The organism is Modicisalibacter sp. MOD 31.J, from assembly GCF_020147985.1.
GTDB lineage: Bacteria > Pseudomonadota > Gammaproteobacteria > Pseudomonadales > Halomonadaceae > Modicisalibacter > Modicisalibacter coralii.
Genome location: NZ_JAGXFF010000001.1, coordinates 1,007,855 through 1,021,387, shown reverse-complemented (window position 1 = coordinate 1,021,387; position 13,533 = coordinate 1,007,855). Strand labels below are relative to the sequence as shown.

Annotated in this window: 10 protein-coding genes; 2 read left to right on the top strand and 8 right to left on the bottom strand. The window is 66.4% G+C overall.

From position 1 onward, the window contains the following. Nucleotides 1-109: 109 nt before the first annotated feature. The gene (gene rmf, locus KGR00_RS04495; protein ID WP_129140184.1) at nucleotides 110-316 is read left to right on the top strand and encodes a ribosome modulation factor; all 207 of its coding nucleotides are present in this window, start codon (nucleotides 110-112) and stop codon (nucleotides 314-316) included. 81 nt (nucleotides 317-397) lie between these two features. Here rmf and KGR00_RS04490 read toward each other — a convergent pair whose 3' ends face one another. From KGR00_RS04490 to KGR00_RS04460, 7 genes are all read right to left on the bottom strand, one after another. Next, nucleotides 398-1,411, bottom strand: a complete 1,014-nt coding sequence (locus KGR00_RS04490) for a quinone-dependent dihydroorotate dehydrogenase (protein WP_129140185.1) — start codon at nucleotides 1,409-1,411, stop codon at nucleotides 398-400. A 68-nt stretch (nucleotides 1,412-1,479) separates the two neighbouring features. Next, nucleotides 1,480-2,469 carry a hypothetical protein gene (locus tag KGR00_RS04485; RefSeq protein WP_224417524.1) on the bottom strand — a complete coding sequence of 330 codons (990 nt, stop codon included), beginning with the start codon at nucleotides 2,467-2,469 and terminating at the stop codon, nucleotides 1,480-1,482. A gap of 184 nt (nucleotides 2,470-2,653) precedes the next feature. Next, nucleotides 2,654-7,507, bottom strand: coding sequence for an NAD-glutamate dehydrogenase (locus KGR00_RS04480; RefSeq protein ID WP_224417525.1), 4,854 nt, complete (start codon nucleotides 7,505-7,507; stop codon nucleotides 2,654-2,656). 184 nt (nucleotides 7,508-7,691) lie between these two features. Continuing rightward, nucleotides 7,692-8,798 carry a tRNA (uridine(54)-C5)-methyltransferase TrmA gene (gene trmA / locus KGR00_RS04475; protein WP_129140188.1) on the bottom strand — a complete coding sequence of 369 codons (1,107 nt, stop codon included), beginning with the start codon at nucleotides 8,796-8,798 and terminating at the stop codon, nucleotides 7,692-7,694. Nucleotides 8,799-8,835: 37 nt separating this feature from the next. Further along, nucleotides 8,836-9,633 (bottom strand): glutamate racemase, encoded by a 798-nt coding sequence (murI, locus tag KGR00_RS04470; protein WP_224417526.1) that lies wholly within the window; start codon nucleotides 9,631-9,633, stop codon nucleotides 8,836-8,838. Next, a complete protein-coding gene (locus KGR00_RS04465) occupies nucleotides 9,615-10,523 on the bottom strand; it encodes a LysR family transcriptional regulator (RefSeq protein ID WP_224417527.1) in 909 nt (302 codons plus the stop codon). Before KGR00_RS04465 ends, murI begins: the two co-directional genes overlap by 19 nt. Nucleotides 10,524-10,637: 114 nt before the next feature. Next, complete coding sequence (locus KGR00_RS04460; protein ID WP_224419812.1) at nucleotides 10,638-11,183, bottom strand: hemerythrin domain-containing protein; 546 nt, start codon at nucleotides 11,181-11,183, stop codon at nucleotides 10,638-10,640. A gap of 278 nt (nucleotides 11,184-11,461) precedes the next feature. On the opposite strand from KGR00_RS04460, the gene KGR00_RS04455 reads away from it, so the two are divergent. After that, nucleotides 11,462-12,808, top strand: coding sequence for a replication-associated recombination protein A (locus KGR00_RS04455; RefSeq protein ID WP_224417528.1), 1,347 nt, complete (start codon nucleotides 11,462-11,464; stop codon nucleotides 12,806-12,808). A gap of 70 nt (nucleotides 12,809-12,878) precedes the next feature. Here KGR00_RS04455 and lolA read toward each other — a convergent pair whose 3' ends face one another. Next, a complete protein-coding gene (lolA, locus tag KGR00_RS04450; RefSeq protein ID WP_224417529.1) occupies nucleotides 12,879-13,514 on the bottom strand; it encodes an outer membrane lipoprotein chaperone LolA in 636 nt (211 codons plus the stop codon). Nucleotides 13,515-13,533: the final 19 nt, after the last annotated feature.

The window sequence follows — 13,533 nt, the reverse complement described above, 5'->3', positions numbered from 1 at the left end:
TGCGTTCTGTCCGCGGGCCCTAGAGCAGCGGCGGCAAGGGGCATTCGGCCTGTCGTCGTGAAGTGGCTCGTCACGATATAAATTGGGTTCTCACCTAAGAGGTCATCCGATGAAACGACAGAAACGTGATCGCTTCCAGCGTGCTTATGTTCATGGCTACAAGGCGGGCATTACCGGACGCTCTAGAGACGACTGCCCCAGCCAGGATATCAATCTACGTGAATACTGGATGAGCGGTTGGCGTGAAGGTCGAGGGGATCAGTGGTCCGGCATGACGGGTGTGGCCGGTATCCACAAGAACCCCATGGTGATGTGACACTCTTCGTCTCATCGTGAAGAACACCCTCCAAGGCCCGCCTCCACCGCGGGCCTTTTTATCGTGTCGCCGCCACGCGATTCACGCGCGCAGCGCCCTGGCGCACTCGCCGACCAGGGCCGGCCCCCGATAGATGAACCCCGAGTAGAGTTGCACCAGATCGGCGCCCGCATCGCGCTTGGTCCGCGCCGCCTGGCCGCTGTCGATACCGCCCACGCCGATGATCGGCATCTCGGGCAGCTGTTCGCGCAGGGCGGTGACGACATGATCGGACAGGGTGCGCACCGGGGCGCCCGACAGGCCACCCGCCTCCTCGGCATGCGCCAGCCCCGCCACGCCCTCGCGCGAGACCGTGGTGTTGGTGGCGACCACTCCATCGATACCATTGCGCATCAGCGCCTCGGCGACCAGGGCGATCGCCTCGTCGTCCATGTCCGGGGCGATCTTGACGGCCAGCGGCACGCGCCGGTTCGCTGCCTGATCCAGGCGTGTCGCGGTCTCGCGCAACGTGCCCAGCAGGGCATCGAGGTGCTCGCCGAACTGCAGATCGCGAAGCCCGGGGGTATTCGGCGAGGAGATGTTCACCGTGACGTAATGCGCCACGCCGTGCACCCGCTCGAGACAGGCCAGATAATCATCGACCGCCCGTTCCACCGGGGTGGTCAGATTCTTGCCGATGTTGACGCCGATCACCCCGTCATAGCGGCTCTTGCGCACCCTGGCGACGAGATGGTCGACCCCGGCGTTGTTGAAGCCCATGCGGTTGATGATCGCGCCACGCGCCGGCAGGCGAAACAGCCGCGGGCGCGGATTGCCGGACTGCGGCCGGGGCGTGACGGTCCCGACCTCGACGAAACCGAACCCCAGCGCCCCCAGGGCGTCGAGATGATCGGCATTCTTGTCGAGGCCGGCGGCGAGGCCCACGCGGTTGCCGAAGCGCAGCCCCATCACCTCGACCGGGTCGTCGACCCGCGCCCCGCCGCGCAACAGTCCCGTCAGCCCGCAGCGGTGCGCGGCATCCAGCGCACCCAGCGTGACGCCGTGCGCGGTTTCCGGGTCGAGACGAAACAGGATCGAACGGACGGGCGCGTACATCGGCTTCCTCGGCGGACGGTAAGGCGGCGGGAGTATATCGCAGATCGTCGGAACTCGGGATCACCGGTTCAGGGTCGGGTATTGAGCTGCCGTACGCGTAGGGTGTACCGGTTGGCGCCCTGCATGGCCGAACCGAACTTGCGTCCGCTGACCCAGACCCGATAGCGACCCGGCTGCAACGGCGTCTCGATGGCGAAGTCGCCTTGGGCGCCGACACCCTTGTCACTGGCCACGACATTGCCGTTCTCGTCGAGCAACTTGGCCTGGAGCGTGTAGTCGCCACCGCTACCGGGGAACGTCGAACTGGTCACCGAGATGGTGCCGGCCTGGGCGACGTCGAAGGTCATGACCTCGCCTTCCTGGCGAATGCGAATGTCCGCGACGATCTCCTCGAAGGCCTTGGGTTGCCGCTCTCGGCGATCTCCGGAAGCCTCCGACGTCGCGGCCTTGCCGGCACGATCGGACGCTGCGGCCCCGGGTGCGGCGATGGTCGCCACCGCGTCCTTGTTGTCGACGAACGCCGTCTTGCCCTCGTCACTGCCGAAGTGAATATCGGTACCGCCATCGATGCCGCTTTCGTCGGTGTTGAGCCGCTCGCCTTCATCACTCAACCCGGCCACCGAGACCGTGAAACTGTTGCCGCCGTGGGCCTCGGAACCGAACTTGTTGGCCGAGACGCGTAGCGTGTACTCGCCCGGCTCGAGCTGCTGCTCGAGGTGCAGGCCACCGTTCTGGCCAAGTCCTTCGCTGCGGGCGAGCACCCGCCCCTGCTCGTCGAGCAACTGGGCCTCGATGCGATAGTCATCCGACTCGCCGGCCAGGGTGCCGCTGGTGAAGACGTAACGCCCGGGCTTCTTCACCGTGACGGTGTGTGTGTGCGTTCCCCCGAAGCCGAAGCTCTGGCTACGCGCGTCGGTACGCGCCGTGAGGTACTTGCTGATATCGAACTGATCGGCGGCTTCCTGGGCCTTCTGCAAGGCGGCGCTCTGCGCCAGCGCCTCGGGGGTCCCCGCGATGAGTCCCAAGGCGACTGCGACGGTTAATACGCGATGCTTCATGACGTTTCTCTAATTGGCAATGGATCCGGTGGGCCAAGCATATCAGACCCGTCTTCGAGGATCGTGCCCCTCACTCCATCACGTGCGAGGACTCGCGCCAACCCTCGTGACTCAAGGGGGCAACGACGAAACCCCGTTGACCGGGATTTCGTCGAGCCTAGCGACCCGGACCAGGGACGATGGTTCAATCGCCATCGCTCTCGGCGAGATCGACCAGTTCGCGGATCGCCACCGCGAACAGCGGATAACCGCCATGGGTGCCGCCGCTGACCTCGTCGATCAGGCCGCGCCAGCGCTTGTGCAGATCGTCGTGGCGCGACAGCCACTGTTCGACCCGCGGCTCGACGTCGCGTGGCGCATCGTCCATCTTGACCACGCTCACCGTCAGCGCGAGCTGTTGACGATCCAGGTCGTCGCGGAACGTCTCGCGGGCCTGCGCCTGCCAGCTGTCGCGGACCTGGAGCGCGTCGATCTGCTCGCTCATCCACGGCAGCTCCAGGCGATGGCCGATCTCGTAGTAGAGTTCGGCGACGCGCTGGATCTTCTCGCCGGTCTGCTTGGCGGCCTCGATGATCCCCAGCCCCGCATAGAGGTTGCCGGTGGCGGCGACGATACTCGCCAGGGTCTTGGGCACCTTGGCCTCGGCCAGTTCGTCGCGACGCTCCTGCCAGGTTTCCAGTTCCTGACCGCGCAGGCGCTTGCCGATGTTCTCCTGCAACTGGCCGATCCGCGGTGCGAAGTGCTCGATGCTCTCGCTCACCGACAGGCTGCTGCGCTGACGCAGGAACCAGCGCGTGGCGCGACGCAGCAGGCGCATCAGGTCGAGCATCATCTGGTACTGCACCCGACTGTCGACGCGGTTGTCCAACGCCTCGATCTGTTGCCACAGCCCTTCCAGGTTGAAGCTGTCACGGGCGATGATGTAGGCCCGTGCGATATCGGCCCGGCTGGCGCCGGTGGTGTCGATCAGCCGGCGCACGAAGACGATGCCCATGTGATCGACCAGATCGTTGGCGATCTGCGTGGCGACGATCTCGCGCTTGAGGCGGTGCTGATACATCGCCTCGGGGAAGCGCTCGATCAGCGCCTTGGGGAAGGCACGCTCGAGGTATCGCTGGATGTAGGGGTCATCGGGCACCTCGGAGGCGATCAGGTCGCCCTTGAGGGTGCTCTTGGCGTAGGAGATCAGCACCGACAGCTCGGGCAGCGTCAGCCCCTCTTCGTTGTTGGAACGCTCGAGCAGGGTCTCGTCGTCGGGCAGGAACTCCAGTTCGCGGTCGAGATGGCCGCTGGCTTCCAGCTCGTTGATGAAACGCCGATAGGGTCCCAGCCCCTCGCGGGAGAGGATCTCGCTGAGCGACAGCGCCTGGGTCTGGCGGTAGTTGTCGCGCAGGACGAGTCCTGCGACCTCCTCGGTCATGTCGGCCAGCAGCTGATTGCGCTGCTTCTCGGTCATGTCGCCGTTCTTGACGATGTCATCGAGCAGGATCTTGATGTTGACCTCATGGTCGGAACAGTTGACCCCGCCGGCATTGTCGATGAAGTCGGTGTTCACCTTCACGCCGTGATGCGCCGCCTCCATGCGTCCGCGCTGGGTCAGGCCGAGGTTGCCGCCCTCGCCGACCACCCGGCAGCGCAAGTCCCGGCCGTCGATGCGCAGGCCGTCGTTGGCCTTGTCGCCGACCTCGGCGTGGGTCTCCTGACTGGACTTCACGTAGGTACCGATGCCGCCGTTCCAGACCAGGTCCACCTGGGCCTTGAGCATCGCCTGGATCAGCTCGTTGGGCGAAAGCTTGTCGGCCGTGATGCCGAAGGCCTTCTTCATCGCCGCGGTGATCGAAATCGACTTGGCGCTGCGCTTGAAGACACCGCCACCCTCCGAGATCAGCGAGCTGTCGTACTCCTCCCAGCTCGAGCGCGGCTTGTCGAACAGCCGTTTGCGTTCGGCGAACGAGGTCTCGGGATCGGGATCGGGGTCGACGAAGATGTGCAGGTGGTTGAAGGCCCCGACCAGCCGGATCTTGTCGGAGAGCAGCATGCCGTTGCCGAACACGTCGCCGGCCATGTCGCCGACCCCGACGACCGTGAACGGATCCTTCTGGGTGTCCACGCCCATGTCGCGGAAGTGGCGCTTGACCGACTCCCAGGCGCCGCGGGCGGTGATCGCCATCTTCTTGTGATCGTAGCCGTGCGCCCCGCCGGAGGCGAAGGCATCGCCCAGCCAGTGGCCATACTCCAGGGAGATTTCGTTGGCGATGTCGGAGAAGGTCGCCGTGCCCTTGTCCGCCGCGACCACCAGGTAGGGGTCGTCGTCGTCGTGACGGACCACGTCGGCGGGCGGCACCACCTCGCCGCCGTCCAGGTTGTCGGTCAGGTCGAGCAGCGCGCGGATGAAGATCTGGTAGCAGGCGATGCCTTCCTTCTGCACGGCATCCCGGTCGGCGTTCTCGGGCATCCGCTTGCAGACGAAACCGCCCTTGGCGCCCACCGGCACGATCACCGCGTTCTTGACCTGCTGCGCCTTGACCAGGCCGAGGATCTCGGTGCGGAAATCCTCGTGGCGATCCGACCAGCGCAACCCGCCGCGGGCGACCTTGCCGCCGCGCAGGTGCACGCCCTCGACCCGCGGCGAATAGACGAAGATCTCGAACTTGGGCCGCGGCTTGGGCATCAGCGGCACACGCGTGGGGTCGAGCTTGAAGGAGATATAGTCCTTGTGGTGGCCCTGGTCGTCACGCTGGTAGAAGTTGGTGCGCAATGTCGCCTGGATCAGCTCGATGTAACGGCGCAGCAGCAGATCGTCGTTGAGGCTGCCGACCTCGTCGAGCAGGCCGTTGACGCGCTCGACACACTGCTCGATCGCCTTGGCGTTGCCGGCGTCGTCGCCGTCCTGGCGCTCGGGATCGAAGCGCAGGCCGAACAGGGTGACCAGCTCGCGGGTGATCTCCGGGTAGTTGGCCAGGGTGGTGGCGATATACAGCTGCGACAGGCCGAAACGGATCTGCTTGAGATAGCGTGCATAGGCGCGCAGCAAGGCGACCTCGCGCCAGTCCAGGTTGGCGCCGATCACCAGCCGGTTGAACGGGTCGTTCTCGGCCTCGCCGGTCCAGATACGCTTGAGCGCGTCGATGAAGGTCTCGCGCATGTCCTGCAGGTTGACCACTTCCCGCCCGTGGTGCTCGAGGGTGAAGTCGTGGATCCAGAAGGCGCGATCCTCGCGATGCACGCCATAGGGGCGTTCACCGAGCACGCGCAGGCCCAGGTTCTCCATCACCGGCAGGACGTCGGACAGCGGAACCGGCGCGTCGCCGTGGAACAGCTTGAGATTGACGCCCTCCTCGTCCTCCTCAACCAGCCGGTAGAGGCTCACCGAAATCGGTTCGCCCTGCTCGACCTCGCTGAGGTGGTGGATGTCGTAGACCGCGGTGCGCGCCGTGAAGTCGTCGCGATAGCTGCTCGGGAAGGCATCGCGATAGACGTTCATCAGGCGATTGGCCTTCTCCTCGCCCACGCCCTCGACCAGGGCATTGAGCAGGTCGTCGCGCCAGCTGCGCGCCAGGCCGGCGATCTTCTTCTCGATCTTGCGCAGGTCGTAGTCGACCGGCGTCTCGTCGTTGAAGCGCAGGATGAACTGGATACGCGCCAGCACCGACTCCGACAGATAGGTGTTGAAGTCGCCGAAGGTGGCATCGAGCTCCTCGCACAGCAGCTGCTGGACACGCAGGCGCAGATCGGTGGAGAACACGTCGCGAGGCACGAACACCAGACAGGAGTAGAAACGCCCGAAACGATCCTCGCGCACGAACAGTCGCACGCGGCGCCGCTCGCGGATGTTGAGAATCCCCAGCGCCGTGCGGGTCAGTTCCTCGCTGCTGATCTGGAACAGGTCGTCGCGGGGATAGACCTCCAGAATCTGCAACAGGTGCTTGCCGTTGTGCCCCTTGGGGTTGACCCCCGAGGCGTCCAGCACCGCCTGGATCTTCTTGCGCAGCACCGGGATGTGCCGTGGCGAGTCATTGTAGACCACCGCGGCGTAGAGGCCGATGAAGCGCCGCTCGCCGATGACGTTGCCGTTCTCGTCGTAGCGCTCGATGGAGATGTAGTCCGGGTAGGCCGGCCGGTGAATGCGCGAGTGATAGGCGCTCTTGGCGAAGGACAGCAGCTCGGGGATCAGCACGTAATGATCGCCCTCCACCCCCATGTCGCTGCGGATGCGCTCGCGATAGCGGGGCTGGTCGAGCTTGAACACGCCCAGCTCGCTGCCCTTCACCGGGCGCAGGTCGTCCTGGCCCTTCTTCTTCTCGACCACCTCGTACTCGTCGTAGCCGAGAAAGGTGAAGTTGTCGTCGAGCAGCCATTCGAGGAAGGCCACCGCCTCCTTGTGGTCCGCCTTGTCCACCTGCTCGGGGCGCACCGACTTGAGTTCCTCGAGGGCGTCGCGAACCTTGTCGCGCATCGGGTCGAAGTCCTCGACGGCGGTGCGCACGTCGCCCAGCACGTCGAGCAGGCTGTTCTCCAGTTCCTCGAGGGTGTCGGGATCGGAGTGGCGGTCGATCTCGATGACCATGATCGACTCGCGCGACTCGGGGGCGTTCTTGGCCTGGGTTCCGGTCACCCGCTTGAGATCGTGCTTGCTGTCACGCTCGACCGCCAGCACGGCGTTGTGGATGGCATGCACGGTGATGCCGCGCCGGTTGAGTTCGATACGCACCGAATCGACCAGAAACGGCATGTCCTCGTGGAGCACTTCGATCACGGTGTGCGAGGACTGCCAGCCATGCTCCTCGAAATCGGGGTTGTAGACGTGCACCTTGGGCGAGCGCGGATCAAAGTGCTGGATGAAGTGCCAGGTCGTCAGCGTTGCCCCGTAGGTATCGTCGAGGTGGCGCTCGAGCAGATCCTCCAGGGGCGCACTGGCGTAGAAATCCTCGGCGAACGTGGCCACTTCCTTGACCTTTTCCTCCGGCAGGCGCTTGGCGAGCTGTTCGCGAAGCTGGGCCAGAAATTCCTGCTTGCCATCGATAGCGACGTGTTGCATCAATCACCTCGGCTGCGTCCGGTCGCTGCCTGCGACCGGGGATGTGCTTGTGACGTGGTCTATCACGCTACCCGTGAGGATACTCTAGCTCAATCGGCGCGCCCCATCGTCATGCCGGCTTTCTCATGGTGCATGTCAGTTGCGCATCGCCTCTTGACGGCGGCGGCGAAACGCGCCTGCGCGCTCATCCGCGACGCTCGAGCAGCACGCCGCATTCGCAATGGTCGGTCCAGGGAAACTGGTCGAACAGCGCGAAGCGCCGGATGCGGTGGGTATCCTGCAACTGAGCGAGGTTCTCGGCCAGGGTGGTCGGGTTGCAGGAGATATAGACGATCCGCGGATAGGCGCGCAGCCGCTCGCAGCTCTCGGCATCCAGCCCGGCCCGTGGCGGGTCGACCAGCACCGTGGTGAAGCGGTAGTCGTCGAGCGCCATCTCGCTGACCCGGCGGCCCTGGCGCTCCCCGGCCAGCGCCTCGGCGAACTCCTCCGCCGACATGCGGGCGACGACGGCGTTGTCGACACCGTTGGCGGCGAGGTTGACCCCCGCCGAGGCCACCGAGGTGCGCGAGATCTCGGTGGCCAATACCCGGCGAAAGTTCTCGGCCAGGGCCACGGTGAAGTTGCCGTTGCCGCAGTAGAGCTCGACCAGATCACCGTCCTGGCCGTCCCGCGTCACGTCCCGGGCCCAGCCCAGCATGGCGCGATTGATCTCGGCGTTGGGCTGGGTGAAGCTGTTCTCGACCTGCTGGTAGACCAGCGTGCGCCCGTCCACCGCGAGGCGCTCCCAGACGTGGTCGCGATCGAGCACCAGACGCTGCTTGCGGGCGCGGCCGATGATCGACACGTTCAGTCGCTCCTGCAGGGCGCGCGCCTTCGCCTCCCAGGCCGCGTCGAGCCGGCGATGATAGATCAGGGTGACCAGCGCCTCACCGCTGAGGGTGGTCAGAAACTCCACCTGAAACAGCCGGTGCCGCAATACCGGGTCGTCGATCACCGCCTCGCGAAGCCGGGGCATCAGCGCATTGATGGTCCGGCTGGCCACCGCATACTGATCGAGCCGGATCACCTGCTTGTTCTTGGGATCCGCCGGGTCGACCTCGAACATCGCGTAGAACAGGTCGTCGCCCTCGTGCCAGACGCGGAACTCGCAGCGCATCCGGTAATGACTGGCCGGCGAGGCGAACACCTCCAGCGCCGGCGGATCGAAAGACGCGAACTGCGCCGTGATGCGCTCACGCTTGGCTTCCAGTTGGGCGGTGTAGCGCTCGGGTTCGACGACGGGTACGGCCACGACATCTCCTTCGATGAGGGTAAACGGAAAAAGCGCGTCAGCGCGCCACCGGGACACGCACGGCTCCGGGGTCCAGGACCTGCGGGGAACCGAAGCCACGCTCGGCGAGGATCGCCGCCAGCGCACGGCCGGGAGCGGTGGCCCAGGCCCGGTTCGTCTGGCCGGCGAGCGGGGTGGCGACGATAGCGGCGACGCGACGGGCGATCGCGTCGCCCGAATCGACCCAGGACACGACGCGGGGCGCACAGGCGGCGAACCGCGCGCGCAGCAGGGGAAAATGGGTACAGCCGAGCACCACGGTGTCGAGCTCCGGCTCGCGCCACAGCGGCGCCAGACTGGCCACCAGGGTCGCCTCGTCGGCCGGCTCACCGGCCAGATGACGCTCCGCCTCGGCGACCAGGGGATCGGCGGCGAGACGCAGCACCCGGCAGTGCCCGGCGAACTCCTCGATCAGCCGCCGGGTATAGGCACGATTGACGGTCGCCGACGTCGCCAGCAAGGCGATGGTGCCGGTTCGGCTCAGCGCCGCCGCGGGCTTGATCGCCGGCACGGTGCCCACCACCGGGATGTCGAGCGCCGCGCGCAACGCCTCCAGGGCCAGGGTGCTGGCGGTATTGCAGGCCACCACCAGCACGGCGGCGTCACTGACCCGAACCGCCTCGCGACACACGGCGGTGATCCGCTCGACCAGCCAGGCATCGGGCTTGGTGCCGTAGGGCAGCATGGCATTGTCGCAGACATAGGCCAGCGTCGCCGCCGGGAGCCGCTCGCGAATCGCCGCGGCCACCGACAGCCCGCCGACACCGGAGTCGAAGATCAGGATCGGGCCGGCCATGGCGCCTCGCGGTGAAAGTGCGTGACCAGGGACGCGATCAGCGCCGACAGCCGTGCCGGCATCAGGTCGCGTTCGGCGTAGAGCAGATTGACACCCAGCGCCGGCACGGCGAAGCCCTCGAGGACCCGGGTCAGGCGCCCCTGCGCCACGTCCGGCTCGCCCAGGAAGGCCGGCTTGTAGACCAGCCCCATGCCACGGGCCGCGGCCTCGACCAGCGCGCGTCCGTTGTTGCAGGTCAGCACCGGGCGGACGGGGTAGCGCCTGAGGCGCCCGTCGACCTCGAAGACCCAGTTCGGGCCCTCGCGCTGCAGGCTGTAATGCAGGCAGCGATGGCCGCTCAACTGGTCCGGATGCGTCGGCTCGCCGTACTCGGCCAGATAGGCGGGCGCTGCATAGACCCCCACCGGCATGCTCAGCAGCCGCCGCGCGATCAGGCTCGAGTCGTCGAGTTCGCCGATCCGGATGGCCAGGTCGAAATCCTCGGCCACCAGATCGACACAACGATCCTCGAGCATGACGTCGAGCTGGATCTCCGGATGGCGATGCTCGAACGCCTGCAGCGCGGGTATCAGCTCGCCCACCCCGAAATCCAGCGGCGCCGAGAGCCGCAAGCGGCCACGCAGCTCACCGCGCTGCTCGCCGAGGCCCGCCTCTAGCTCATACAACTCGTCGAGCAGCCGGGACGCCCCGTGCAGGTAACGCTCGCCTTCGGCGGTGAGCTGCAACCGCCGCGTGGTGCGCGTCAGCAGGCGCACCCCCAACTGGCGTTCGAGCCGCGCCACCTGCTTGCTGACCATGGCGTTGGACAGGCCCAGCTTGCGCGCACCGCCGGCAAAGCTCCCGGCCTCGACCACCGCACGAAAGGTCTGCATCGCCTGAAGGCGGTCCATCGTCGTCCCTCACCCCGCTCGTAGGCCGCCTAGTCTACCGCAGCCCGCCGGGCTTGGCCCAACGCCTTGCGCACGCCACGAATACTGGTTACTTTTACAGTACCATCACGCCTTTCAGCTCAACGGCGACGGCGCCTCGCGGAATTCGGCGTACAGTTCGGAATACGCCTCCTGCAGGCGTGCCAGTTCCTGCTCGGCGCCCTCCGGCAACGCCCTGGCCAACTGGTCGAGGTCGGCGTCGTCGAAGTGATCGCGAATCAGCGGAAAGAGTTCCTCGCGTTCGGCACGCAGGTAGGCACGGTGGGCATCCAGGTAGGCCTTGAGGTCATCGGCGAAGCGATCCATGGGCACCACGGCATCCATCAGGATCATGTCCAGACTCTCGGACAGCCGCATCAGCCGCTGATGCAGCGCCTCGTAATCGGCGGTGAGACGGGCGATCAGATCCTCGACACCGGAAACGCGGGCGATGAGACGCTCGCCGCAGATCTGCTCGAGAGGCACGGTGAAGCCTTTCATGTAGTCGAGGATGTAGTCGACGACCTCACGAACCAGCTGGAAGTTCGGCCGCTCGCCCTCGTCCAGCGTCTTGTGCTTGAGCGACAGCACGTGCAGCAGACGCGCCATGTTGGCATGGTCCTGGCGCAATTGATTGAGCATGGGCATGGGGGGAGCCTCCTCTGCTAGAGCATTGACCGACAGGGGGGAGCACTGGACTCATCCGTCACCGTGCCTGAAAAATGCCGGCGCTCGCCAGTGTTTCGGACACGGCCCAGTTAAGGCGATACCTCGCGACGCGCGAATGTCAGCGGACGACGAACGGCGCAGGGCACTGTCCTTCGGCCCGTCGACTGTATAAAACTAGTGGCAAAGACGCCGTTGTGCCCGTTGAATGACACCCCAGGCACCCACTTCGCACGACGAACCGACGATTCATTATGGACCTTTTCAGCCAATCGGCAGACGCCGACAGCGCGCCGCTCGCCTTTCGCATGCGCCCGCGACGCCTCGACGACTACATCGGCCAGCAGGCGCTGGTCGGGCCCGACAAGCCGCTGCGCCGCATGGCCGAGAGCGGCCAGTTGCGCTCGATGATCCTGTGGGGCCCGCCCGGCGTCGGCAAGACCACGCTCGCCGACATCCTCGCCGCGGCCTCCGAGGCCAACCTCGAGCATTTGTCGGCGGTGATGGCCGGGGTCAAGGAGATCCGCACCGCCGTCGAGCGGGCCCGCGCCGCCCAGGCCCGGCAGCAACGCACGGTGCTGTTCCTCGACGAGATCCACCGCCTCAACAAGAGCCAGCAGGACGCCCTGCTGCCCCATGTCGAATCGGGACTGCTGACGCTGATCGGCGCGACCACCGAGAATCCCTCCTTCGAGGTCAACTCGGCACTGCTCTCCCGGGCGCGGGTCTACGTGCTCAGGAAGCTCGACGAAGCGGATCTGATCGAGGTGCTGCAACGCGCGCTCGACGACCCGCAACGCGGTCTGGGCCAGCGCCGCATCCAGGCCGACGCCGAGGTGCTGACGACCCTCGCCCGGGCCAGCAGCGGCGATGCCCGACGCGCGCTGGGCCTGCTCGAGACCGCCTGCGACTTCACCCGGACGGACGGCGATCGCGAGCGGCTGACGCGCGACGCCCTCGAGGAGGTGCTCGGCCATCAGGCCAGCGCCTTCGACAAGCAGGGCGATCACTACTACGACCTGCTCTCGGCCATCCACAAGTCGATTCGCTCCTCGCGGCCCGACGCGGCGCTGCTCTACATGGCCCAGTTCATGCAGGGTGGCGGCGACCCGCTGGACGTCGTCCGCCGCCTGGCGGCGATCGCCTCGGAAGACGTCGGCAACGCCGAACCCCGCGCCCTGCCCCTGGTCATGGCCGCCTGGGACGCCTATCTGCGGCTCGGCGATTACGAGGGCCAGCGGGCCATCGCCCACGCCGCCATCCATCTCGCCGTGGCCCCCAAGAGCAACGCCATCGACCGCGCCTGGAAAGGCGCCAAGGGCTTCGTCGCCGAGCACCCCGATTTCGAGGTGCCCACCTACCTGCGCAACGCGCCGACCAAGCTGATGGCCTCGCTGGGTCACGGCGAGGGCTACCGCTACGCCCACAACGAACCCAACGCCTATCCCGCCGGCCACGCTCACGACTGCTGGCCCGACGAGTTGCCGGCAACGACCTTCTTCGCCCCCAGCGAGTACGGTCAGGAGAAACGCTTCAAGCAGATGCAGGCCTGGCGCGCCGAGCTCGACGCCCAGGCCGATCGCGGCACCGAAAGCACCTGAGCCGCGCACGAAAAAGACCCCGGTCGCGCACACCGCGACCGGGGTCCTGGCAGTACCGCGAGAAGCCCGTTCAGCCGGCTTCGCGAATCACGTCGGCACCGTCGGGAATCTCGAACGTAAAGCGCGACGCTTCCAGCCTCGGGTTGGTCTCGACCTCGTCGAAGCGGATCGCCGTCTGCTGCCCAGTGCTGTCGGTCATCCGCAACCCGGCCAGTTGCTCGCCGCGGAAGGTCAGCTTCAGCGACTCGAACAGGGTATCGGGCGTCTTGGGAATCAGCGTGAAGGTTTCCGCCGCCCCCTGCTGCGTGCGCGAGACCTTGTAGCTGTCGGTCAATGCCGCGCTGCTGCCGGACAGCAGCAGGGCCGGCGTGTGCGTGACCCGCTTGTCGAGGGGCTGCACCGTGACCTGCTCGAGGTCGGGGTCGTACAGATAGACCTGATCGCCGTCCGAGACCACCTCCTGGCGATAGGGGGCGTCGACCTCCCAGCGGAACTTGCCGGGGCGCGACAGCCACATGCGGCCCTTGGCTTCCTGCAGGCGATTGCCGCTGCCGTCGAGGATCTGCTGATCGAAATCGGCCGCGTAGGTCTTGAGCGGATCGAGCAGGTGGGTCAGACGCTGCGCCGCCGCCTCGTCGGCACTCGCCGTCAGCGGCATCATCAGCAACAGCGCACCGAGCACCGCCAGACTCTTGAACAGTTTCATGCCGTCTCCTTGGTCGTCG

Excerpts from the sequence above, each read along its gene's own strand:
- KGR00_RS04485 (WP_224417524.1), bottom strand. The coding sequence starts at position 2,469 with ATGAAGCATCGCGTATTAACCGTCGCAGTCGCCTTGGGACTCATCGCG.
- lolA (WP_224417529.1), bottom strand. The coding sequence starts at position 13,514 with ATGAAACTGTTCAAGAGTCTGGCGGTGCTCGGTGCGCTGTTGCTGATG.
- murI (WP_224417526.1), bottom strand. The coding sequence starts at position 9,633 with ATGGCCGGCCCGATCCTGATCTTCGACTCCGGTGTCGGCGGGCTGTCG.
- KGR00_RS04480 (WP_224417525.1), bottom strand. The coding sequence starts at position 7,507 with ATGCAACACGTCGCTATCGATGGCAAGCAGGAATTTCTGGCCCAGCTT.
- KGR00_RS04460 (WP_224419812.1), bottom strand. The coding sequence starts at position 11,183 with ATGCTCAATCAATTGCGCCAGGACCATGCCAACATGGCGCGTCTGCTG.
- KGR00_RS04465 (WP_224417527.1), bottom strand. The coding sequence starts at position 10,523 with ATGGACCGCCTTCAGGCGATGCAGACCTTTCGTGCGGTGGTCGAGGCC.
- rmf (WP_129140184.1), top strand. The coding sequence starts at position 110 with ATGAAACGACAGAAACGTGATCGCTTCCAGCGTGCTTATGTTCATGGC.
- KGR00_RS04455 (WP_224417528.1), top strand. The coding sequence starts at position 11,462 with ATGGACCTTTTCAGCCAATCGGCAGACGCCGACAGCGCGCCGCTCGCC.
- KGR00_RS04490 (WP_129140185.1), bottom strand. The coding sequence starts at position 1,411 with ATGTACGCGCCCGTCCGTTCGATCCTGTTTCGTCTCGACCCGGAAACC.